Source organism: Pseudofrankia asymbiotica (assembly GCF_001983105.1).
In the GTDB taxonomy this organism is placed as follows: domain Bacteria; phylum Actinomycetota; class Actinomycetes; order Frankiales; family Frankiaceae; genus Pseudofrankia; species Pseudofrankia asymbiotica.
The window spans coordinates 23,628-46,995 of sequence record NZ_MOMC01000070.1 but is presented as its reverse complement, the minus strand read 5'-3'; the positions used below and the strand labels follow the sequence as shown (position 1 = coordinate 46,995).

Here is a 23,368-nt window from a genome sequence, read left to right as displayed (position 1 = left end):
CGTGCGGGAAGCAGTGCGGGACGGCGGGACGGGCGCCAACGCGTCGGGCGGCGATGCGCCAGCACGCTGACCGACCACACCGAAGTCCCTCACCGCCGGCCCGTTCCCGGGTCAAGGCCGAGGGCCGCCGGCCCGTCAACGGCACGAGTCAGCCACTGGGCGCCTCCCTCGACGAGGTCGAGATCGTCGCCCTCCTCCTTCGTCGGGTGCTGAGCGAGAGCCGGGGAGGGGACGGGCAGGTCGGGCGGGCCGGCGACGGCTCCCGCCGGCCAGGCACTTCGCCGGGCACCGGACCAGGCGCGCAGCGCGTCCACGGATCCGCCTCCGCCCGCGAACAGCGCCACCACGCCGAACAGTGTGAGCGCGAGGCGGTCCGTCGAGACTGTCTCCGCCACGCCCGCCTGGTCCAGTGAGCCGCCGTCGCCCGGCCACGTCGGCAGGTCCCGCATCACATAGATCTCGAGCCCGCAGAAGGCCATGACCAGCGCCGCGCCGATCCAGGCGGGCCACCGCCGGCCGGTGGCGAGCAGCGCGGCGGGAACGAGCCCGCCGCAGCCCAACGACGCGGTCATCCCGGGGACGAGCGACGCCGGCAGGCTGTCGGCGTCGGCCCACATGACGGCGAACCCGACCGTGGCCAGTCCGACGAGCGCGCAGCAGGCACAGGCGATCGCGCCGCCTCGCACCCACCGCCCCGCGACGAGCGCGACCACGGCACCGAGAATCCCGGTCGCGTAGTAGGCGTCGAAAACGCCGGCGACAACCAGGTCGACGCTCGCGTTCAGCCGGTCGTCGAACGCGCCCTGCGCGATCAGCGAGCAGCCCAGCCCGACCAGTGCCACCGTCACGGTGAGCAGTCCGGCCCRCATCCGCGTCTCCTCGCCCTCACGCGACGCGGCCACCTCGGCGAGTGGCAGTGACAACACGCCCGGCTGGCCGGGCAAGACCCACGCGGAGTCGTTCAACGAGGTCCTCTCTGGGCGTCGACAACTTCGGCCGTCAGCGGCCCTGGGCGTCAGCAACCCCGGGATACCAGAACGCGATGATGACGCCGGGGCGACAGCGGTTCCGGCCGGGATGGCGGTGCCGGCGGGCACGTCCGCCCGGCGGGGCGGGGCTGCCCGCCAGGACACGTCGGCCCGGTGGCGTACGGTCGCCCGTGCGCCACAGTCGCCCGCCCGGGGCGCCGATTGTGCCAGGAATGCGAGTTCCGCCCGCGACCGGGGAGAGGAATGGGTCCGACCCGATGACCACGCTGCCTTCGGTGGCCACGGTGGCGAGGACGCCGTGGGGGGACGCCCGTGGGCTGGACCTGGGCGCGGTGCGGGTATGGCGCGGGCTGCCATACGCGGCGCCGCCGGTCGGGCGGGCGCGGTTCCGGCCGCCGGGGCCACCCGGCCCCTGGACGGGTGAACGCGACTGCTCGGCGTTCGGCCCGACGAGCCCGCAGCTGCGGCCGCCGGGGCTGCGCGGACCGGGACGGCGCGCCCGGGCGCCGCGCGGCTCCGAGGACTGCCTCTACCTCAACGTCTGGTCACCGGGGCCCGGCCCCGGCGGACCGCCACGGCCGGTGCTGGTCTGGATCCACGGCGGCGGCTTCGTCAGCGGCGCCGGCAGCTCGTTCGACGGGGCGCGCCTGGCCGCCCGCGGCGACGCCGTCGTCATCACGATCAACTACCGCCTCGGCCCGTGGGGTCACCTCGACCTGACCCCGGACGGCCGCGGCGAGCCCGGGGCCGGCAACCTGGCGCTGCTCGACCAGATCGCCGCGCTGCGCTGGGTGCGCGACACGGTTGCCGCCTTCGGCGGCGATCCGGGGCGGGTGACCGTCTTCGGGGAGTCCGCCGGGGCGATGCACATCGGCGCGCTGCTGGCCGCACCCGCCGCCCGCGGGCTGTTCCACCGGGCGGTGCTCCAGAGCGGCGCGGCGCAGCACGCCCGCGGCCTTCCCGCCGCCCAGGCCGCCGGCCGCCGTTTCGTCGACCATCTCGGCCGCCCACCGGCCGAGGCGTCGACGGCCGAGCTGGTCCGTGCCGGCGAGGCGCTGCTCGCCTCGTCGAGCGACCCGTTCCTGCCGACCGTCGACGGCGCCGTACTGCCCGAGCCGCCGACGCGGGCCATAGCGGCCGGCGCCTGCCGGGACGTGCCGCTGCTGGTCACCTGGTGCCGCGACGAGATGGAGCTCTTCCTGACGCTCGCCCCGGACGTGGTGCCGGCGGCCGAGGAGGCGCGGCTGCGCGCGACGCTCGGCGACGACCGGTGGCGTGGCCTGCTCGCCCACTACGCCGAGCCCCACGGTGCGCGGGCCCGCTCGGCGCTGCTGACCGACGCGGCGTTCGCACGGCCGGCGGCGCGCCTCTCCGACGCCGCGCACGCCGCGGGCGGCCGCGTGTGGATGCTGCGCTTCGACCGCCCCGACGAGCCCGGCGACCGCGACGGCCTCGGCCCGCCCGATGACCGCGGCGACTACGTGCCCGTGCCACACGGCGCCGACCTTCCGTTGACCTGGGGGCGAGCCGACGCTGCGAGCCCCGACCCGGCCCGGCGGGCCGCCGCGCTGTGGCAGGACGCCCTGCTCGCCTTCGCCCGCACCGGCGACCCTGCCACCCCCGCCCTGCCGCCCTGGCCCCGCCATGGCCCCGACCGCCGGTCACGCCTGCTGCTGAGCACCTCACCGCGGGTCGTCGAGCACCCCGACGAACGCCTCCACGCCGCCTGGTCCGGCCTGTCACTGCCTTAGCCAGCGCCTGCCTCAGCCAGTGCCTGCGTGGCGGCCGGCGGCCGGCGGCCGGCGGCCCGTTGTTGCGCGAGTGTGACAGGTTGCTCAAGACGCGATAAATCCTGTCGTCCAGGTGAATGGTGCCGAGGATGGCGGGCGTTGAGCGTGGGGTTGGTGCGGTCGCGGGTGGGCGGGTGGAAGGAAGATCGTGAGCTCCAGGTATGTGATCATCGGCGCTGGCGCGGTGGGCGCGAGCGTCGCCGCTCAGCTGACCGAGGCCGGCATCCCGGTGGTGGTGGTCGCGCGCGGCGCGAACCTGACCGCGCTGCGTGAGCACGGGCTGCGCTACCTGCGGCCGGACGGGGAACGGCGGGTGGCGCTCGACGTCGCCGCCGGCCCGGACGAGGTCCGGCTGCGCGCCGGCGACGTGCTGGTGCTCGCGACCAAGTCGCAGGACGCGGAGGCGCTGCTGGCCACCTGGGCCTGGCAGCCGGTCGAGGGGGCCAAGCCGGGACTCGGCACCGCCCCGGGCGAGCCGGCGGTGGCGGCCGAGGCGCTGCCCGTCGTCCTGCCGCAGAACGGCATGGACAGCGTCCGGGGCGCGCTGCGACGGTTCGCCACCGTGATCGACACCGTGGTCGTGATTCCCGCGACCCACCTGCGCCCCGGGGAGGTCGTCTCGCCCGGCACGCCGCAGGTGGGCGGCTTCGTCATCGGGCGGGCGCCGCGCGGCGGACCCGGGTCGGCGCACCCGGGTGACCAGGCGGCCGAGCAGGTGGCGGCCGACCTGCGGCGCGGCGGGTTCGCGACCACCGTCGTCGACGACATCGGCCGCTACAAGGCCGGCAAGCTGCTCGGCAACCTCGCCTACAACGTCGACGCCGCCGTCGGCCCGGGTCCGCTGCGCGACGCGACGGTCGCCGCGGTCGCCGACGAGGCGCGCGCCGCGTTCGCCGCGGCCGGCATCGAGCCCGCCGAGCCGATCACGGCCCCCGGGCTCGACCTCTCCGGCTGGTCGATCAAGGAGATCCCCGGCTACGAGCGCTCCGGCAGCTCCACCTGGCAGAGCCTCGCCCGCGGCGCCTCCGTCGAGTCCGACTACCTCAACGGCGAGATCGTGCTGCTCGCCCGCCTGCACGGGATCGAGGCGCCGGTGAACGCGGCGCTGGCCCGCTGGATCGGCACCGCCGCCCGTACCGGCGCCGCCCCGTCGTCGTTCGGCGAGGCGGAGCTGACCGCCGTGCTCACCGCCGCCGGCCGCACGTTGCCCGCCACGGCGAGCGACGGCGCGACGGCCGACGGCCAGGCGCCAGCCGCCGTCCTCGTCGACCCCGAGCAGCTGCGCGACGAGCTGCTCGCCGGCGGCTCGCCGCTGCTGCTCGACGTCCGCTGGGCGCTTGGCGACCCGAACGGGCGTGACCACTACCTGGCCGGCCACCTGCCCGGCGCGGTCTACGTCGATCTCGAGACCGAGCTGGCCGCCCCGGCGTCAGTCCCCGGGGGGCGCCACCCGCTGCCCGACGCGGCGGCGCTGACCGCCGCCGCCCGCCGCTGGGGCCTGGCCGCGGGCCGGCGGGTCGTCGTCTACGACGACAACGGCGGCCAGTCGGCGGCGAGGGCCTGGTGGCTGCTGCGCTGGGCCGGCGTCGGCGACGTGCGCATCCTCGACGGCGCGCTCGGGGCCTGGCGCGCGGCCGGCCTGCCGCTGGAGACCGGCGACGTCGTCCCGGCGCCGGGTGACGTGCTGCTGCGCGGCGGCGCGCTGCCGACGCTGGACGCCGAGGGGGCGGCGCGCGTCGCCGTCGAGGGGATCCTGCTCGACGCCCGGGCCGCCGAGCGCTACCGCGGCGAGATCGAGCCCGTCGACCCGCGCGCCGGCCACATCCCGGGCGCCCGCAGCGCCCCGACCGGGGCCAATCTCGACGAGCACGGCCGGTTCCTGCCCGCGGAGGTGCTGCGCGCCCGGTTCGGTGCCCTCGGCGCCGGCGAGGGCACGGGTGTGGTCGGCGTCTACTGCGGTTCGGGGGTCACCGCGTCCCACGAGCTCGCGGCGCTCGCCGTCGCCGGGATCGACGCCGTGCTCTATCCCGGGTCGTGGTCGGACTGGTCGTCAGACCCGGACCGCCCGGTCGCGACCGGCGCGAGCTGACCGGGCCGGCCCACGCGACCGCGGGCGGCGCGGGCGGGCGCGGGCGGCGCGCGTCGCCCGGCCGGACCCGGCTCAGACAGACGCGGGTGACGGAAGCAACGTGGGCGACGGAAGCGGAAGACGATTCCGGTTGTCGTATGATCCGGAGCGCGATTCCGCTTCTCGCCCCCTTCTCGTCCGCCCGCGAACGGAGCCCCATGTCCGCCGAACCCGGCAGTCGCCGCCCCGGCAGCGCCGCGTCATCAGGCCCCGACGCCGCCGCCGGCGAGCGGCCGACCACCGGTACGCACCCGCAGCCGCGCGCGCCGGGGCGGGGCAACTCGACGGTCATCTTCGTCACGCTCGCGCTCGGCGCGTTCGCGTACACGGTGCTGCAGTCGCTGGTCCTGCCCGCGCTGCCCGTGATCCAGCACGACCTGCGCACCTCGCAGGCGACGGTCTCGTGGCTGCTGACCGCGTTCCTGCTCTCCGCGTCGATCGCCACGCCGATCCTGGGCCGCATCGGCGACCTGTTCGGCAAGCAGCGGATGCTGCTGGTCGTCTTCGCCGCGCTCAGCATCGGCTCGCTGATCTCGGGGCTGACCGACTCGATCAGCCTGCTCATCATCGCCCGGATCATCCAGGGACTGGCCGGCGGGATCTTCCCGCTGGCGTTCGGCATCATCCGCGACGAGTTCCCGCCCGCCAAGGTCCCCGCCGCGATCGGCCTGATGTCCGGCATGCTCGGCATCGGCAGCGGCCTGGGCGTCGTGCTCGCCGGCCCGATCGTCGAGTCGCTGGGCTGGCACTGGCTGTTCTGGTTCCCGCTGATGGTCTCCGGCATCTCGCTGGTCGCCACGATCTTCTTCATCCCCGAGTCGCCTGTGCGGGCGACCGGCTCGGTGAACCTGCCGGCCGCGGGCGCGCTCGCCGCGTGGCTGGTGGCGCTGCTGCTCGGCCTGTCCAAGGGCTCCACCTGGGGCTGGGCGTCGGGCGGCACGATCGGCCTGTTCGTCGCCGCGGTCGCGCTGTTCGGCGTGTGGATGCTGGTGGAGAGCCGCTCGGCGGTGCCGCTGATCGACCTGCAGGTGATGCGGATCCCGGYGGTGTGGTGGACGAACGTCGCCGCGCTGCTGCTCGGCATCGGGATGTACGCGACCTTCATCATCGTGCCGCCGATGATGCAGACGCCGAAGAGCGTCGGCTACGGCCTCGGCGCGTCGGTGACGCTCTCGGGCCTGTACATGCTGCCGGGCACGGTGGCGATGCTGGTTCTCGGCGTTCTGATCGGCCGGATCACCGAACGGTTCGGCGCGAAGCTGCCGCTGGTGGTCGGCTCGGTGGTGGCCGCGGCGGCCAGCGCCGAGCTGGTCGTCGCGCACAGCTCGCCGTGGAACTTCATCGTGATGTCGGGTGTGCAGGGCATCGGCATCGGCCTGGCGTTCTCCTCGATGGCCAATTTGATCATCCAGGCCGTCCCGATCGAGACGACCGGCGCCGCCACCGGCATGAACTCCAACATCCGCACCATCGGCGGGTCGATCGGCAGCGGCATCGTCGCGAGCGTGCTCGCCTCCGGCGGCCTGCCTGGCGGGTACCCGAAGGAGTCCAGCTACGTCACCAGCCTCGTGCTGCTGGGCGTGGCGACGCTGGTCGCGGCGCTGGCCGGCGCGCTGGTCCCGACGCTGCGGGCCAGGTCGGGCCGGACGGGCGAGCCGGGTTCGTCGGTGCCCGCGGCCAGGGCGGACCAAGCCGTCGCCGCTCCAGCGGCGAGCTGATCGGGTTCTGGCCTAGGCTGGTGACATGACCTCCGTGGCCTCGGCGTCGTCGGTCGCGGCCGCGCCGGCTGCGGCGGGGCCGGCCCCGGCCTCCCCCACATCGGCGCGGACGCCTGCGCGCGCCGAGCGGCTGCGCTGTGACGCGGCGCGCAACCGGGAGCGGGTGCTGGCCGCCGCGCTGGAGCTCTACCGGGAGCGCGGCGGCGCGTTCACCGTCGAGGAGGTCGCGAGCCGCGCCGGCGTCGGGGTCGGCACCGTCTACCGGCGCTTCCCGACGAAGAACGCGCTGCTCGACGAGCTGGCCCGCCCGTTCTTCGAGCAGCTGCTGACGACGGCGCAGGCCGCTCACGGCCACCCGGAGCCGGCCGAGCGGCTGGAGGTCTTCATCCGGGCGATGGCGGAGCAGCACGCCATCGACGGCGTCCGCTCGGGCCGGCTGTGGGACGCGGCCGTCGCCCGGCCGCTGCGCGACGAGTACGTGCGAACCCTGGGGCTGATCCTCGCCGAGGCGCGGGCCGCCGGCCGGGTCCGCGCCGACGTCGAGCCGTACGACGTCGGCGTGGTCGTCTGGTCGATCACCGGTCTGATCGACGCGACCCAGCACGCCGCCCCGGTGATCTGGCGCCGCTACCTGGACCTGCTCGTCGACAGCCTGCGCCCGGGCGGCGAGCGCCCGCTGGCCACCCGCCCCGTCACGCAGGGCGACTGGGAGGACCTCGTCGCCGCCAGCCCCGTGCTCCGCCTCGGCTGACGCCCGGGCGCTCCGGCCAGCCATCCGCCAACAGCCAACCCGGCCAGCCAACCCTGGCCGGCGAACCCCTGCCAGCCGCGCTCCCCGGCGAGCCGTGTCAGGGAGCGGGGACGATCTGCTTGCCGAGCGGGAGGAGCGACACCGGGATCAGCTTGAAGTTGGCCAGGCCCAGCGGGATGCCAATGATCGTCAGGCAGAGCAGGAACCCGGTGACGAGATGGCCGATCGCCAGCCACCACCCGGCGAAGACCACCCACAGCACGTTGCCGACGAGCGACGGCGCGCCGGCCTCCGGGTCGTCGACCACCGTCCGGCCAAAAGGCCAGAGCGCGTAGTTCGCGATCCGCAGCGACGCGATCCCGAACGGGATCGTGATGATCAGGATGAAGCAGACCAACGCGGCGATCGTGTAGCCGATCGCCATCCACAGCCCGCACAGCACCAGCCAGATCAGGTTCAGCACGAGGCGCATCGCGTCCTCCTCTCCTCGGCGTTCCCTTCGCCGGCGGCCCCGGCGCTCCCCACGGCCCCACGGCCCGACGGCCCGACGGCCCGGTCAGTCCGGACACGACGTCAGTCCCGACGCGGCCGTCAGTATTGTGGCCACCGATCGCGACGTCCACACCGATGTCCGGCATCCGTCAGTGTGGCCGCCCGGCCAGGGCCCCGGAACGCCGTCGCCCGGTAAGCCCGGGCCAATGCGGGTACAGGGAAATCATGAGCGACTCGTGCACCCCGCCAGCGGCCGAGCGGGAATCGAGAAGCCGCGCCCGGCAGAAGGCCACGCGACCGCGGCGAAGCCCCGCGTCGCGCCCGTCCTGGTGGCTCGCGGACCGGCTGACCTCGCCGGCGGCGTCGCGCGCCCGCGAGGACGCCGACCAGGATCTCGACGCCCCGCTGTTCGGCGTCACCGAGCCGACGCCCACCGAGCCGGGCCCGCACCCCGAGCCGGGCCCGCACCTGCCACCCGATCCCGCACCGCCGCAACCGCCGCACTTCCGGCCCGCGCGCCGGCGCCGCGGTGGCACCCGGTCGGCCCACACCCGGTCGCACGGGACCAGGGCCGCCCTGTGACTGCCGGCTCCTTCTCCAGCCGGGACGTCGGCGACCCCGGCCCATGCGATGTCTGCGTCGTCGGCGCCGGGCCCGCCGGGCTGCTGGTCGGACTGCTGCTCGCCCGCGCGGGAGTGCGGGTCACCGTGCTGGAGAAACACGGCGACTTCCTGCGCGACTTCCGCGGCGACACGGTCCATCCGTCCACCCTGGACGTGCTCGACGAGCTGGGGCTGGGCGACCGGGTCGACGCCCTGCCGGGCCGGCCCGTGCGCGCGCTGACCGCGACCTTCGCCGACGGCACCTTCCGGGTCGCCGACTTCTCCCGCCTGCGCATCCCGCACCCGTACGTGCTCTTCCTGCCGCAGTGGGACCTGCTGGAGATGCTCGCCGCGGCGGCCGCGGAGTATCCGACCTTCCTGCTGCTGCGGAACCACGCGGCCTCCGGCCTGCTCTTCGACACGCCGGGCGGCCCGGCCCGCGGGGTCGTGGCGACCGTTCCCGCCGCGCCGTCGGGCAGGCCGGAGGCCACGCGCCGCCAGGCCGAGATCCGCGCCCGGCTGGTCATCGGGGCGGACGGGCGGCATTCGACGGTGTGCGCGGCACTCGACGCCGCGGGGCGCGCGCTCACCCGCCACGAGTTCGGCACGCCGATGGACGTGCTGTGGTTCCGGCTGCCGCGCTGGCCCGACGACCCGGAAGGCGTCGCCCTGCACGTCGGTGCCGGCCGGATGCTGGTGCTCATCGACCGCGGCCACTACTGGCAGACGGCGTACCTCATTCCGAAGGACGGCAGGGAGGAGACGCTCGCGGCCGGGACGGGGGCGCTGCGCGCCGGTGTCGCCGCGCTCGCGCCCTGGCTCGCGGGCCGGGTCGGCGCGATCGTCGACGCCGAGGACGTCGCCTTCCTGCCCGTGCGGCTCGACCGGCTGCGCCGCTGGCACTCCCCCGGCGTGCTGCTCATCGGCGACGCGGCGCACGCGATGTCGCCGGTCGGCGGGGTCGGCATCAACCTGGCGGTCCAGGACGCGGTCGCCGCGGCGCGGATGCTCGCCGGCCCGCTGCGTTCCGGTGCCGGGACGGCCGAGGTGACGAGGGTGCTGCGCGCGTTCCAACGCCGCCGGTGGTTCCCGACCGCCGGCACCCAGCTGCTGCAGCGCGGGCTTGGCCGCGGCCTGATCGGCCCGGCGCTCGCGGCCGACGCCCCGGTGCGGTCCCCCCGGGCGGTCCGGCTGCTGGACCGGCAGCCGGCCCTGCGGGGGCTCGCCGGCCGCCTGGTCGGCGTCGGCCTGCGCCCCGAGCACGTGGACACGCCCGCGCCACGCCAGGCGCCCGCCCACGCGCCGGCCTCGCCGTCGTAGGCCTGACGGCGGCTCATGAACGCCCCTCGCCGGCCTCGCCGACCGGTGAGAAGTCCCGGGCCGTGTCGGCGGGGGTCATGTCGTCGCGCAGGCCCTTGAACGACGGGTGGCGCATCCGGGCGTCGGGGGTCCAGCGGGCGTACTCGACCTCGGCGACCAGCTCGGGACGCACCCAGATGGCCCTTCGGGCGCGCTGGGCCGGTACGTCCGGGAATGGCGGGGTGTCCCGCCGCAGCGGCTCCAGCAGGCCGGCGAGCAGGTCGAGGGTGGCGTCCGAGAAGCCCGTCCCGACGTGCCCCGCGTACCGGAACGCGATGTCGCCGCCGGAGTCTCCGCCGATCTCACCATCGGGCTCGCCTCCCGCCGGCCCGCCCGGAAGCGCCCCGCCGGGGTCCGCGACGCCGACGAGCAGCGAGCCGATACGGCCCTCCCGCCGGCCGGCACCCGGCTCCCATCCGCCGATCACCACGGTCTGGGTACGGATGTTCTTCGTCTTCACCCAGTCGGCGGCGCGCCGGCCGGGTTGGTAGACCGACGAGCGGCGCTTCGCGATGACGCCCTCCAGGCCCGCGGCGGCACTCGCGCGCAGCACCTCCGGCCCGTCGCCCGGCAGCGTGTCCGACAACGTCAGCCCCGGGAACTGGCCGAGCAGCTCGCGCCGCTCGTCGAACGACAGGCCGGTCGTCGCGTGCCCCTCGAGGAAGAGCAGGTCAAAGACCACGTAGCTCACCGGGATCTGGCGTGCCAGCCTGCGGGCGGCGCCCGCGTCGGCGACGTGGATCCGGTGCGCCAGCAAGGAGAAGTCGGGCCGGCCGTCGGGGCCGAAGGCGACGATCTCGCCGTCCAGCACCGCCTGCGTCGCTCCGAGTGCCGCGCCGACCGGCCGCAGCTCGGGGAACGCGGCGGTCACATCGCGCCCCGCCCTGCTGCGGGCGCGCACCCGGCCGCCCTCGACGAACGCGAGCACCCGCATCCCGTCCCACTTGACCTCGTACACCCACTCGAGCCCCGACGGCAGCGGACCGGCGACGGCGTACATCGGCTCCAGCGCGGCCGGCATCGGCTCGCGAGCCGGGTCCTGGGGCGGGTCCATCCGGTGAACCATCCAGTCGTCCGGCCCGTACCGCGCGCCGCGGCGCCGGCCCACCGCGCGCGTCGTGCCGGTCGTGCCGGGTTCCCGCCCCGGCCGGCCACCGGCGCGGAAGAAGACGTACCGGCCGCGCACGCGCTCGCCGCGCAGCACGACCTTCACCTTGTCCGCGGTCCAGCTCTCCAGTTCGTAGGTGCCGCGATCCCAGATACTCACCGACCCGCCGCCGTACTCACCCCGCGGAATGTCGCCGGCGAAGCCCGCGTACTCGAGCGGGTGGTCCTCGGTCTGTTTCGCCAGGTGGTTGGCGTGCGGGTCGACCGGCAGCCCCTTCGGCACCGCCCAGGAGACGAGCACCCCGTCGCGTTCCAGCCGCACGTCCCAGTGCAGCGCCCGCGCGTGGTGCTCCTGGATGACGAAGGTGTCGCCCCGCCCCGCCTGGTCGTCACCGGTGTGGTCGACCGCTTCGTTCTCACCGTCCTGGTTCCCGCCGCCAGGCGTCGCCGTCGACTCCTCCATGGGCGTGGACGCGTCCTGGGCGGGCGTGGGCACGGACACGTCCTGTGAGGGCGCGGTGGGAACCGGCTCGGGGGTGCGCGCCGGGTCTCGTCGGGCGCGGTAGGTGTCCAGCGAACGCGGCTTCTCCGACGTCACGCGTCCTGCCCGCCCCTCCGCGGCGGTGCCGCCGCCGACGGCGCTCGGCCGCCTCCCACCGGATGCTCGCCAGAAAGAGCGCTTTCCCCCACGCCCCGGCAGGGAAACGCGCCTACTCACCACGTCCCCACAAGGAAACACGCCACGCCCGCCCACGCCCACCGTTTGGCGCGGCCCGCCGAGGCGGCCCGTACGCGGTTCCGGTAGAAATGCGCGGATCACTCTTTGTCATGGCGAATGCGAACGAGGTGTGTCATGTCGGACTCCGCCGTTCTGCAGGTGCTCATCGGACTTGCGCTGGTGTTCGCCGTCTTCAGCGTCGCCGTCTCCCGGGTGAACGAGGCCGTGCTCGGCTTCTTCAACTACCGGGGACGCCAGCTGGAGGCCGAGCTGCGCCGCCTCGCCTCGGAGGTCGTCCGGCCGCGGACGCCGCCGGCGTCTCCGGACGGCGCGGCGCCCGCGCGGGACGTCACCGCCGAGCTGCTGGACGGGCCGCTGCGGGCGCTGCGGGCCGGCGGACGCGCCGCCGTCCCCGCCGTCGCCGCGATGCCGCCGGCCCACGGCTGGCTGGGCGCCGTCCGGCGGGCCCGCGGTCTGCGACTGCCGACCTACGTCTCGTCGACGGCGTTCGCGCGCGCCGTGCTCGAGCTGGTCGAGCCGCCGGCACGGGCCTTGCTGCACCGCGCCAGCCCCGCCGAACTCGCCGGCGCGTTCCCTAGCGACGTCACCGACGAGCAGCGCACGGCGTACGCCGCGGCCTACCGCGCCGCCTACGACAACCTGACCCCTGCGACCGCCCAGGCGCTGAGCGCGGCGATGCCCGCCAGCTCCGAGTCCGGCCGCGCGGTCACGACCGCGATCGTCGCGCTGCTCGCCCAGTCGCCGGACACGGCGGTGCTCCCACTGGGAGCGGAGATCGCCCGGCTGCCGGACTCGCCGCTCAAGACCGCGCTGACCGCGACCGCCGCGCGGGCGGGCGCCGACCGCGACAAGCTGGTCGCGGAGCTCGCCCAGTGGTACGACGCCGCGATGGACCGGCTCTCCGGCTGGTACAAGCGCCGGATCGGCAAGTTCCTGCTGGTCTACGCCATCGCGCTGACCGTCGCGTTCAACCTGGACGCGATCGGCCTGACTCGGGCGCTCTGGCAGGACAGCGCGCTGCGCGCGGTCGCCGTCTCCTCGGCCGAGACCCGCGTGCAGACCTCCACTCCGGCCGGCGGGGACGGCTCGTCCGGCGAAGGCGCCGCGGAGACGGCGGTCTCGGCGGTGCGCGACATCGGCGCGCTGCAGCTCCCGTTCGGCTGGACCCACGCCGACACGGTCACCGACCCCCGGGCCGTTCCCGACGACGCCGGTGACTGGGCGCTGAAGGCGCTCGGCTGGCTGGTCGCCGCGGCCGCCCTGACCGTGGGTGCCCCGTTCTGGTTCGACCTGCTCGGCCGCCTCGTCAACATGCGCTCCGCCGGCCCCAAGCCGAAGCCCGCGGCCGAGTAGCCACGGAGGGCGCCGGTCAGGCCGAAGGTGTTCTCCGGGGCCTGGCCGGCGCCGATCCCAAATCCGGCGATGACGGCGGCGAAGCCGCACGGCTGGACGCCGCGCCGGGCGTCGATCAGGCCGGGGTGAAGACGACCGGCAGGCTCGCGAGGCCGCGCATCCAGAGCGACTCCTCCCAGCGCAGCTCCGGCGCGGGCACGGCCAGCCTCAGGTCGGGGAGCCGGTCGAGCAGCACCTCGATGCCGGTCTCGGCGATGACCTCGGCCAGTTCCTGGGCGGGGAACGGGCAGCGGTGCGGGCCGTGGCCGAACGCCAGGTGCGCCTGGTTGTCGCCGACGCTGACGGTCTGGTCCGGGCGGATGTGCGGGTCGGCGTGCGCGGCCGCGATGCCGAGGACCAGCATGTCGCCGGCCTGGACCTGGTGGTTGCCCAGCTGGCAGGACCGGGCGGCCCAGTACGCGCTCAGGTTCGCCAGCGGCGGCTCCTCCCAGAGGACCTCGCCCATCGCCTGGCCGACGCTGCGGCGCCCGCCGGCGAGCGTCATGGCGAACCGGGTGTCGGTGAGCAGCAGCCGCAGCGTGTTGCCGATCCAGTACGCCGTCGGCTGCTGCCCGCCGCCGACCACGTACTGCATGTCCTCGACCAGCAGGTCGTCCGGTGCGGCCAGCGAGTGGTGGACCATCCGGGAGGCGACGTCGAACGTCGGCCGCTCGCGTCGCTGCCGGATCAGGTCGTGCATGCGGGCGAGCAGCCGCCCGTAGGCGGCCGGCGCCTCGCCCGTGTAGTTCATCAGGACGATGAGGTCGCGCACCACGGCCGGCGCCTCCGCCAGCGGGATGCCCAGCATCCAGGACACCACCCGCACGGGCATCTGCAGGGCGAACTGGCTCATCAGCTCCGCCCGGCCGTCCGGGGCGAACTCGTCGATCAGCGCGTCGGCGATCCGCTCGCAGCGCGAGCGCAGCTCCAGCTGGTCGACGCCGGCCAGCGCGTCGTGCAGCACGGTCGAGCGGTGCTCGTGCTCACGGCCGCTCGACCGCATGACCGACTCGGTGCCCAGCAGCCATCGCTGCGACCAGTCCGCCGGGACGAGGTCGAGCGCGTTCCACGGCGTCTGCCGGTCGAACAGCTCCGGGCGGGTGAGCACGTAGTGCATCTCCCGGTAGCTGAGCACCAGCCAGACCGGGAGGTCGGCCTCCAGCAGGGCCGGGGCCACGGCGCCGTGCCGCGCCCGCAGCGCGCGGTAGAGCCCGGCCGTGTCCCGGTGGTACTCCTCGCCGTAGAGCCGGGCCGCGCCCACGTGCGCCGGGTAGCGGCTCGCCAGGGCGGCCGCCCGGTCCGGCGCGGTGGTCAGATCAGTCATCGGGTCTCCCTCAACCCTCAAGAGCCCGCCGTCAACCGGGTCTCAGTCAACCGGGCCTGCGTCGACGGCCCCGGGCTCACCCCCGGCGCCCCGCCGCCGCGCCGTGAGCGGCGGTGGACAGCGCCAGGACATGGTCGACGAGCTCGATCAGCACCGCCTTGCTCGAGTCCCGGGCGCGGGCGTCGCAGTCGAGCAGCGGGACCCCCGGGTCCAGCGACAGCGCGTCGCGCACGTCGTCGAGCGAGTGAACCGGCGGGCCGAAGTTGTTGCGGGCGACGACGAACGGCACCTTCTGGTGCTCCAGCCGGTCGATCGCGTACCAGGAGTCCTGGACCCGGCGGGTGTCGACGAGCACGACGGCGCCAAGCGTGCCGGCGAACAGCCGGTCCCACAGGAACCAGAACCGCTCCTGGCCGGGCGCGCCGAACAGGTAGAGCACCAGGTGGTCGTCAAGGCTGATCCGGCCGAAGTCGAAGGCGACCGTCGTCGTGGTCTTCCCGCGCAGCCCGGCGGTGTCGTCGATGCCGACGCCGGCCTCGGTCATGACCTCCTCGGTCGACAGCGGGCGGATCTCGCTGACCGCGCGCACCATCGTGGTCTTGCCGACGCCGAACCCGCCGACGACGACGATCTTCAGCCCCTCGCGGACGGTGTCGCGCAGCGGTGCCAGCATCTGGGGCATGCCGGGGTCGACGCGCCCCKAGAGGCGGGCCGGCCCGGTCAGCAGCGGCGCGGCGATCCTAGAGCCGGCGGAGTCCAACGAGCACCTCTCTCAGCAGCTCTGGGTGGGCGTACGGAAGTTCGACCGGCGAGTGGCGCGGCGCGGACCTGGCCGGCTGGCGGACGATGATGCGCCCGGCGTCCAGCAGGTCGCACAGCAGGATCCGGACAACGCTGATCGGCAGGCGCAGGTGAGCGGCGATCTCGACGACGGCGCGCGCGGAACGGCAGAACCGCAGAATCGCGGCGTGCTCCGACTGCATCCCCGGGCTGGGGTCGCACTCCGCGATGACGAGCGTGACCAGGTCGAAGACGTCCGCGTCGGCGCGGCTGCGCCCGCCGGTGATCGTGTAGAGCCGGTCCGGGTTCTCCCGGTCGATGTGGCCGCGGGTCACGCGGGAGCCACCGTGGCCCTCAGGTCGCGCGCCGGCGAGCTGAGATGCTCGCCGATCTGCTCGACCAGCTCGTTCATGTTGTGGCCGATCACGCCCGCGTCGGCGTCCTCGGTGGCGATGACCGCGAGGTGGGCGCCCTCGCCGGCCTCGACGATGAACAGCAGGCCGCCGTGGAACTCGGTCATGGACTGGCGGACCCCGCCGCTGCCGGAACCGAACTCGACGGACGCGCCGTGCGCGAGGCTCTGGATGCCCGACGCGATGGCCGCCAGCTGGTCGGCCTGGTCGACGGTGAGCCCGGACGTGCGGCACATCTTCAGACCGTCCCGCGACAGCACCAGCGCGTGCCGGGCGCCCGGGGTGCGCGCGAGGAGGCTCTCGAGCAGCCAGTCGAGTTCGCGTTCGTTGGTCTTCATCATCGGGTGTAGGGGCCGCCGCGAGGCTACTGCCCGCGGCCGGTCGGCCCCTGCCTCCTATCTCGCTGTCTGGTCCGGGAACTCGAAGGCCCGGTTCGCCTCCTGGCTGGCGACGGGCGGGACGTGGGCGTCTGGCGAGCCGGGCGCCGCGTCAGCGCCCGCCTGGTGGCCACGGGCCTTGCCCGGCCCGGCCCGCCGGCCTCCGGGCCGTCATGGCGCCGCCTCGCCGGAGTCGGTGGCGTTGATGGCCTCCGCGCCGCCGGTGGCACCAGTGGCGTCGGAATCGGTGGCGCCCGCCGGCTGCTGGCCGGCGGCGCCGGTCGGGCCGGTCTCGCCGGACCGGACACGCGCACGCGACTGCTGGAACGCGCCGAACCGCGCGCCGGGCGACACCGTGGGGGCGGCCGGGCGGCCGTCCGCACCGGCGGGCGGGCCGTCGAGGGACGTAGCCAGCGCCGCCGCCCGCGCGGCACCCGCGAGCGTCTCGCCCCGGCCCCGCTTCGGCAGCGGCTCGGGCGTGCCCGGCGGGTGCGCCGCCGCCCGGGACGGAAGCGCCGCGGGCTCATCGGGCTGCTCCGGCGCCGCCTGCCGGCCGCCGCGCGCGCCGGCCACCGCGCCCGGTGCCGCCGCCGCGTGTACCCCGGGCAGCGGCGCGCCGTCCGGCCGCGGCTGGGTGATGAGCTGGCGGGGGATGATGACGATCACGCCGGTGCCGCCCCGGGACGAGGGGCGGAAGGAGACGGTGAGCCCGTACTTGCGGGCGAGCACGCCGACGACGGCGAGCCCCAGGCGCGTGCCGGACAGCGTGGTCAGGTCGAGGGAGGCGGCCGAGACGGCCCGCTCCGCCCGGCGCAGCGCCGCCGGGCCCATGACCAGCCCACCGTCCTCGATGGTGACGACGAGGCCGGCCTGGACCTCCTCGACGTAGACGTGCACCTCCTCCGACGGCGGGGAGAAGCTGGTGGCGTTGTCCATCAGCTCGGCCAGCGCGTGCATGACGCCCTCGGCCGCGTAGCCGGCGACGGCGGCCGTGCTGGTCGAGTGCAGCCGGACCCGCTGGTAGGCGCTGATCCGGCCGAGCGCGCCGCGCAGGATGCTCTCCATCACGATCGGCTTGGTCCAGCGCCGGCCGGAGCGGGCGCCGGTGAGCACCGCGATGGAGTCGGCGAGCCGGCCGGTCTGGGAGACGCTGTGGTCCATGCGCAGCAGGTCGCCGAGCACCTCCTCGCTGTGCCGGTCCTCCATGTCACGCAGGTCGGCGAGCATGCTCGTGGCCAGCGCCTGGACCCGGCCGGCGGCGTTCGCGCAGGCGGCCATCGCGGCGGCGCGCATGCGCTCGCCGCGGCCGACCTCCTCGGCGAGGGTCCGCAGGATCCGCTGCTCGGCAGGGTCGGTCGGCGATGGCCCGCCCGCCATGGCCTCCTCGGCCGAGACGCCGTCACGGAGATGGGCGACGATCTTCGGCAGGGTGTCGTCGGCCAGCTGGGCGAGGCCCGCGGCCCGCCGCTCCGTCAGGGCGTCGAGGGCCGCCAACCGCGCGACGAGCCGCGCCGTGCCGTCCGCCTGGCGGATCGCGAGGACCGCGATCACGGCCGCGGCGGCCAGGCCCACGAGCACCGCGACGCCGACCGGGACCCGCGCGGACGACGGGGCCGCCGCGACCGCGCACAGCGCGGCGACGGCGACGACCAGCAGCGCGGACAGCAGGACGGTGCGGTTCGCGCCGAGGACGGGCTGCCGGCGCGTGGACGCGCCGGCCGGGGTGGACGCGCCGGCCGGGAAGGTGTCGGCGCGCCCGCGAGTGGGCTCGAGTACACGTGGCATCGCGATCAGTTCCTCGTCCAACTCGTCGTCACGGCGGCCCGGGCGGCCGCGGCCACGCCGACGGCGCGGGACCGGGCCGGCGCGGCAAAGAAACCGTCCAACAAAAGCTCTGGATTCGCCGGTGGGAGCGGCGGGCACGGTGGCCGCGCGGGCCGGCGCTGAATGCGCGGCAAAAGCGCGCCGTGCCTCGCAGGTTTCCCCCACACCGCGACCACTCCTCGGCCATCCGCCGGCCACGCGATGGAGCCGGCCGGCCGTGTGGGCGTTGCCCATGCGCCGGCCGTCACCCGATGCTAGGGAGACCACGCGCGCCGGCCGCATACAGCCGGCGCCGCCGCCGGCCACCTGGCGACGGCCGAGTGGGTGGCATGTGTTCACGTTGTCACACCGATGGACACCGGGTTTCGGCGCGCACCCGATGGGCGGCCCGGATCCGGCCACCGGCGATAATCGGATGGTCACTCTGAACATCAGCGCCGGACCGTTCCGGAATCGCCGCCAATGACGGCACCGTTCGCGCATCTGGGACATTTCGGTGAGTCGACGCCATATGCCGGCACTTGGAACTGGACAAATCGGGATCTTCGGCCTTGACGGGCGTCCCCGCTCACCGGCCACGCGGACACGCGCCGCCCCGGCACATTCGTCACAGGAAGTGATCGCCGGCGACGGAGTTCAAGGCCGCGCGCGAACGGGCCGGGCCACGCGACAACGCGGATGCCTACGGCGCAGACACGTCCGGAGTGCCGACGTTTTCTCGTCGTTGCGTCGGCGGCCGACCGTCGTGCCGGGGCCGTTTCGCCGGCGCGGCCGGGCACCCGAGATGCCCGCCGGCACCCATCCGGACAAGCGGGCGCGCCACGCGACCTCGGTAACGGTGAGTTCGGAGGCGGTGAGCTCGCGGGCGATCCAGGCCACCCGGGCGGTTCGGGCCACCCGGGCGGTTCGAGCCGTCCGCGCTGACCGGGCGGTCCGGGCGGGCGCGGCGGGCGCGGCGGGCGCGGCGGGCGCGGCGGGCGCGGCGGGCGCGGCGGGCGCGGCGGGCGCGGCGGGCCGAGCGCGTACGGCGGCCCGGCGGGCAGGGGCCGGCGACGGCGTCCGGCGTCAGCGGGGCAGCAGGCGGCCGGGGCCGCCCGGGGCGACGCGCATCGCCTCGGCCGGCAGGCGCCTGCCCGGAGGAAACAGCGCGAGGACCGACCCGCCGAACCCGCCGCCGACCATGCGGGCGCCAGCCGCGCCGAGGGCCCGCACGCGCGCCACCGTCGCCTCCACCTCGGGCACCGACACGTCGTAGAGGTCGCGCAGGCTGGCGTGCGACGCGTCGAGCACCCGGCCGAGCTCGGGCAGGTCGCCGGCGCGCAGCGCCGCCACGGCAAGGCGCACCCGCTCGTTCTCCGTCAGCACGTGGCGCACCCGGCGGCCCAGCGGCTCGGGCAGCCGGCCGGGCGCGTCCTCGTCGGCGTCGCGCAGCGAACCGATCCCGAGCAGCTCACAGGCACGGGCGCACTCGGCCCGGCGGGTGTTGTAGCCGGACGCCGCGATGGCGTGCCGGACCCCGGAGTCGACCGTCACCAGTCGCCACCGGCCCAGGTCGAGACGCACCGGCTCGATGCCCGTCGCCGCCGGCTCGGCACCCGCGGCCGCGGCCGTGCCGCTGGGTGCCTGGCCAGGGGCGGGAGCGGCACCGAGGGCCCGGACGTCCAGGCACAGGGCATGGCCAGGACGGCCGAACAGCGAGGCGGTCTGGTCGAGCAGGCCCGTCCGCGCGCCGACCCACTCGTTCTCCACCCGGGACAGCAGCCCGGCGAGCTGGCGGCGGTCCGGCTCGCCGTGCCCGCTGTGCGCCAGCAGCGCGAGCGCCAGCGCGACCTCGAGCGCCGCCGACGACGACAGGCCCGCGCCCCGGGGCAGCGTGCCGGTGATCGCCAGGCGCGCGGGGTGGATGGAGTACCCGGCCGCCGTGAGCAGGGCGACCACCCCGCGGGCGAACGAGCGCCAGCCCTCGACGCGCGGCGGGACGGGGGTCGGGAACACGTCGTGCGCGCCGATGTCGACGGCGTGCACCCGCATCAGGCCGTCCAGCGAGGGCCGCGCCCGCACCGTGACGCCGAGCTCGATCGCGAACGGCAGGCACAGGCCGTCGTTGTAGTCGGTGTGCTCCCCGACGAGGTTGACCCGCCCCGGCCCGAAGGCGACCGCCGTCACCGGCCCCCGCCCGCCCCGGCCCGCGGGCCGGCCGCGGCGCATCCGGGAACGGCGCGGCGAACCCCCCGGCTCGCCGGACTCTCCGGGCTCACCGGGACGGGGCGGGACGGAACTGTCCAGCGCGACCTCCGCACTCCTGGCGCCACCACCCCCGGCGGCCCGGCCGTCCGTCATGTCTACGCAACGCCCGACGTTGGTGGGACGATCCACACCCCCACCTGTGGGCACCCCGCCGCCGCGGCCGGACCTAGCCGGCGGCGCGCAAAAGGGCCGCGGCGCGCTCGGGCTCGATGTCGTTGACGTAGACCCCCATCGCGGACTCGCTGCCGGCGAGGTACTTGAGCCTGTCCGGGGCGCGCCGGTTGGAGAACACGCGCAGGCGCAGGTGGGCCCAGCCGCGGCCGGCCCGGACGGGGGCCTGCTCCCAGGCGGCGATGTAGGGCATCTTCACGCCGAGCACCCGGTCAAAGCGGCGCAGGACGTCCAGGTAGAGCGACGGGAACTCGGCCCGCTCACCCTCGTCGAGCGCGGGCAGGTCGGGCACGTGCCGGCGCGGGTAGATCGACACCTCGAACGGCCAGCGGGCGGCGTAGGGCACGAACGCGACCCAGGCGTCCGTCGAGGCGACGGTGCGGGCACCGGCCGCCTCCTCGGCGGCGACGGCCTCGCAGTGCTGGCAGCGGCCGAGGCCACGAGCAATACGGATCATCGTGGAAAGCGGCGTTGGGACGAACGGATAGGCGTAGATCTGGCCGTGCGGGTGACCAAGCGTCACCCCGATCTCCTCGCCGCGGTTCTCGAAGACGAACACACTCGCCACGCCGGGCAGGCGGCCGAGCACCGCGGTGCGGTCGGTCCAGGCCGCGAGCACCGTCGCGGCGCGGCGCGCGGTGAGCGCCGCGAACGAGGTGTCGTGGTCGGCGGTGAAGCAGACGACCTCGCAGCGCCCCGCGCCGGGCCGGCCGGCGAACGGCCCGGCCCGGCCCCCGGGCCCGGGCCGCCCCGACGCGGACGGGCCGCCCTCACCGGGGCCGGGCCGGCCGGCCGCCCGCGCACCAGCCACGGGCACGGGCACGCCGACCACGGGCGCGTCGACCGGTGGCAGGCTGACCGCTGGCAGGCCGAGGGCGGGGAAACGGTTCTCGAAGACCGCGACGTCGTAGTCCTCGGGGACCTCGGTCTCCCTGGCCGGGCCACTGGGGCACAACGGGCAGTCGGCGACCGCGGGCAGGTGGGTCCGCCCCTGGCGGTGCGCGGCGATGACCACCCACTCGTCGGTCAGCGGGTCGTGGCGCAGCTGGGACGGCGGCCGGGCCACCGGCGCGAGGCCACGCCGGTCGGGTTCGCCACGGCTGCGGCCCGGCTCGTCGTCGAAGTAGATGAGCTCCCGGCCGTCGGACAGCCGCACCGCCGTCCGGGTCGCGCCGGGCGCGGCCGCGTCATCCGCTGTCACGCCGTCGTCACGGGCTAGACGGTACCGGGACCGCCCGATCACATCGACCGGTAGACCTCCGCGCGGGTGCCGCTGGTCAGCCGGCGGCGGGCGAGCAGCCCGGCACCCGCGCACGCCAGCAGGATGACCAGGACGACGGGGCCCTCCCGCGCGAACCAGGACGTGACCTCGGGCGCGTTGACGAAGAGCACCTCGGGGTGCGGCACCGACAGGAACGCCCCGGCCGCCCCGACGGCCATGAGCACCCGGCGGCGCGGCACACCCTTGGCCATCACCAGCGGGATCATGCCCCAGACGAGGTACCACGGGTAGAGCACCGGCCCGAGCAGGGCGAGACTGAGCAGCGCGAGACCGCAGGTGGCCGGGACGTCCCGGCGGCGAACCGTGATGAGCAGCCAGCCGATCAGCAGCGCGGCCCCGGCCATCCCGGCGGCGCGGGCGAGGCCGAGCAGGTCGCTGCCCGGCAGCGCGGGGCCCGGTGTGTCGGTCACGATGGCGAGCAGGTTGGCCAGCGCCGACACGGGCGAGTAGAGACTCAGCCCGTGCGACGGCGTCGACGTGGCACGCACCCAGCCCAGCCCGTCGGGCACGAGCAGCAGCGACAGCGCGGTCGCCGTGGCGCCGATCACCGCGAGGTCCCGGATCACGGCCGTGAGCACCCGCGCCGCGGGCCCGCCCGCGGGAAGGCCGGGCAGAGCCCAGCGCCGGCCCGTCCGGCCGCGGCGCGCCCAGCGCGCCGGCGCCGAGGAGGTGATCGCCGCGGCGATCCGCCGACCGAGGGCACGCCCGCGTCCGGCCAGGATCCCGGTCGCCGTCCGCGCCCTGACGGGGGCGGCCGGCGATGACCCGTCCGCGGCCTTCGGCGCCGGTTCCAGCTCCAGCTCCAGCTCCGGCTCCGTGGCCGGGCCGACCGCGAGATCGGCCCAGCGGCGGGCCAGCAGCACGATCATGATCATGGCGGCGGGCCACTTGGTCAGGGCGGCCGCGGTGAGCAGGGCGAGGCCGAGCCCGACCCGCCCGCGCAGCGCGGCCAGCAGCCCGGCCGCGGCCAGCGCCATCATCACCGCCTCGAGGTGGACGGCGCCGAGCAGTTCCAGCAGCACGACCGGCCCGCCGACCCCGGCGGCGAGCGCCCACGGGCGGCGGTGTGCGGGCACCGCGCGGACCAGGCACCAGGCCAGCGCCGCGACCGCGACGGTGGTCACGACCCGCAGCAGGATGACCGACCGGACGACCCGGCCACCGGTCAGCGCGGTGACCGCGTGGAAGAGCCCCAGGCCCACGGGGCCGTACGGCGACGGGGTGTCCTGCCAGATCGGGTCGGCGGCCAGCGCGGCCGGGTGACTGCCAAGCAGCGCGGGCCCGGCCGCATAAGGGTCCAGCCCGGCGGAAAGCATCGCGCCCTGGGCCACGTAGCTGTAGACGTCGAGGCTGAGGATCGGCGGTCCGACCAGGGGCGCGGCCGACCAGCAGCAGATCAGCGCCGCGACGCCGCGCAGGGACAGCTCGCCGCGCTGGCTGTGTCGGCACGCCCACCACCAGGCGCCGACGAGCAGGGCGGCGCCGGCGAGCAGCACCGCGGGCAGGAGCGACGGTTTGTCGGTCGCGACCGGGTCGAGCAGCCCGAACCAGGCCGTCGGCGGGTGTACCACGGGGCCGAGCGCGAGGCGCCCGCCGGTGATGACGACGAGGGTGGCGCCCAGGGCGCCGACCGCCCCGGCGAGCACGAGCGCGCCAAGGTGTCGCATCCGGGGCCCACGTCCGCTCGGCCTGTCGCCCCGCCCCCCATCGGTCGGCGCGTCGTCGTGCCGCGCGCCACCGTCCCGCGCGCTGTCGGTCGACGTGCTGGCTGACGTGCTGTCGGTCGACGCGCTGGTCGGCGCGCTGTCGGCCGGCGCGCTATCGGCCGGTGTGATGCCGGCCGACGCCCTGTCTGTGACGGCTGGCGTGCCGCCGGAGCCGGT

Annotated in this window: 18 protein-coding genes; 7 read left to right on the top strand and 11 right to left on the bottom strand. The window is 75.8% G+C overall.

Annotated features, from left to right (window positions below):
* Positions 1-89: 89 nt before the first annotated feature.
* Positions 90-869 (bottom strand): hypothetical protein, encoded by a 780-nt coding sequence (locus BL253_RS30505; protein ID WP_131831611.1) that lies wholly within the window; start codon positions 867-869, stop codon positions 90-92.
* A 377-nt stretch (positions 870-1,246) separates the two neighbouring features.
* On the opposite strand from BL253_RS30505, the gene BL253_RS30500 reads away from it, so the two are divergent.
* From BL253_RS30500 to BL253_RS30485, 4 genes are all read left to right on the top strand, one after another.
* Positions 1,247-2,740, top strand: a complete 1,494-nt coding sequence (locus BL253_RS30500) for a carboxylesterase/lipase family protein (RefSeq protein WP_076820760.1) — start codon at positions 1,247-1,249, stop codon at positions 2,738-2,740.
* Between the two features lie 187 nt (positions 2,741-2,927).
* On the top strand, positions 2,928-4,868 hold the full coding sequence (locus BL253_RS30495; RefSeq protein ID WP_076820759.1) for a rhodanese-like domain-containing protein: 1,941 nt from the start codon (positions 2,928-2,930) through the stop codon (positions 4,866-4,868).
* A gap of 197 nt (positions 4,869-5,065) precedes the next feature.
* Positions 5,066-6,625 (top strand): MFS transporter, encoded by a 1,560-nt coding sequence (locus BL253_RS30490; protein ID WP_081438858.1) that lies wholly within the window; start codon positions 5,066-5,068, stop codon positions 6,623-6,625.
* A gap of 25 nt (positions 6,626-6,650) precedes the next feature.
* Positions 6,651-7,376, top strand: a complete 726-nt coding sequence (locus BL253_RS30485; RefSeq protein ID WP_081438850.1) for a TetR/AcrR family transcriptional regulator — start codon at positions 6,651-6,653, stop codon at positions 7,374-7,376.
* A gap of 97 nt (positions 7,377-7,473) precedes the next feature.
* On the opposite strand, the gene BL253_RS30480 is transcribed toward BL253_RS30485, so the two are convergent.
* Complete coding sequence (locus BL253_RS30480) at positions 7,474-7,848, bottom strand: YccF domain-containing protein (protein ID WP_076820758.1); 375 nt, start codon at positions 7,846-7,848, stop codon at positions 7,474-7,476.
* A 245-nt stretch (positions 7,849-8,093) separates the two neighbouring features.
* Here BL253_RS30480 and BL253_RS30475 point away from each other — a divergent pair, with 245 nt between their 5' ends.
* Positions 8,094-8,450, top strand: a complete 357-nt coding sequence (locus BL253_RS30475; protein WP_076820757.1) for a hypothetical protein — start codon at positions 8,094-8,096, stop codon at positions 8,448-8,450.
* Complete coding sequence (locus tag BL253_RS30470) at positions 8,447-9,790, top strand: FAD-dependent oxidoreductase (protein ID WP_076820756.1); 1,344 nt, start codon at positions 8,447-8,449, stop codon at positions 9,788-9,790. Before BL253_RS30475 ends, BL253_RS30470 begins: the two co-directional genes overlap by 4 nt.
* A gap of 13 nt (positions 9,791-9,803) precedes the next feature.
* On the opposite strand, the gene BL253_RS30465 is transcribed toward BL253_RS30470, so the two are convergent.
* Entirely contained in the window at positions 9,804-11,534 is a 1,731-nt protein-coding gene (locus BL253_RS30465) for a DNA polymerase ligase N-terminal domain-containing protein (RefSeq protein ID WP_076820755.1), read from the bottom strand.
* A gap of 255 nt (positions 11,535-11,789) precedes the next feature.
* Here BL253_RS30465 and BL253_RS30460 point away from each other — a divergent pair, with 255 nt between their 5' ends.
* Positions 11,790-13,028, top strand: coding sequence for a hypothetical protein (locus tag BL253_RS30460; protein ID WP_076820754.1), 1,239 nt, complete (start codon positions 11,790-11,792; stop codon positions 13,026-13,028).
* Positions 13,029-13,143: 115 nt separating this feature from the next.
* Here the strand turns inward: BL253_RS30460 and BL253_RS30455 are convergent, their stop codons facing one another.
* The 8 genes from BL253_RS30455 to mptB form a co-directional block, all read right to left on the bottom strand.
* Positions 13,144-14,391: a cytochrome P450 family protein gene (locus BL253_RS30455; RefSeq protein ID WP_076820753.1), complete on the bottom strand. Its 1,248-nt coding sequence runs from the start codon at positions 14,389-14,391 to the stop codon at positions 13,144-13,146.
* 76 nt (positions 14,392-14,467) lie between these two features.
* Positions 14,468-15,073: a GTP-binding protein gene (locus tag BL253_RS30450; RefSeq protein ID WP_076820778.1), complete on the bottom strand. Its 606-nt coding sequence runs from the start codon at positions 15,071-15,073 to the stop codon at positions 14,468-14,470.
* 58 nt (positions 15,074-15,131) lie between these two features.
* Positions 15,132-15,506 (bottom strand): DUF742 domain-containing protein, encoded by a 375-nt coding sequence (locus tag BL253_RS30445; RefSeq protein ID WP_076820752.1) that lies wholly within the window; start codon positions 15,504-15,506, stop codon positions 15,132-15,134.
* Positions 15,503-15,922, bottom strand: coding sequence for a roadblock/LC7 domain-containing protein (locus BL253_RS30440; RefSeq protein ID WP_198946463.1), 420 nt, complete (start codon positions 15,920-15,922; stop codon positions 15,503-15,505). Before BL253_RS30440 ends, BL253_RS30445 begins: the two co-directional genes overlap by 4 nt.
* A 210-nt stretch (positions 15,923-16,132) precedes the next feature.
* Complete coding sequence (locus tag BL253_RS30435; RefSeq protein WP_081438856.1) at positions 16,133-17,746, bottom strand: ATP-binding protein; 1,614 nt, start codon at positions 17,744-17,746, stop codon at positions 16,133-16,135.
* A 1,104-nt stretch (positions 17,747-18,850) separates the two neighbouring features.
* Entirely contained in the window at positions 18,851-20,125 is a 1,275-nt protein-coding gene (locus BL253_RS30430; RefSeq protein WP_081438849.1) for a galactokinase, read from the bottom strand.
* 73 nt (positions 20,126-20,198) lie between these two features.
* Positions 20,199-21,404: a galactose-1-phosphate uridylyltransferase gene (locus BL253_RS44900; RefSeq protein WP_076820749.1), complete on the bottom strand. Its 1,206-nt coding sequence runs from the start codon at positions 21,402-21,404 to the stop codon at positions 20,199-20,201.
* A gap of 38 nt (positions 21,405-21,442) precedes the next feature.
* On the bottom strand, positions 21,443-23,152 hold the full coding sequence (mptB, locus tag BL253_RS30420) for a polyprenol phosphomannose-dependent alpha 1,6 mannosyltransferase MptB (protein ID WP_198946462.1): 1,710 nt from the start codon (positions 23,150-23,152) through the stop codon (positions 21,443-21,445).
* Positions 23,153-23,368 lie beyond the last annotated feature (216 nt).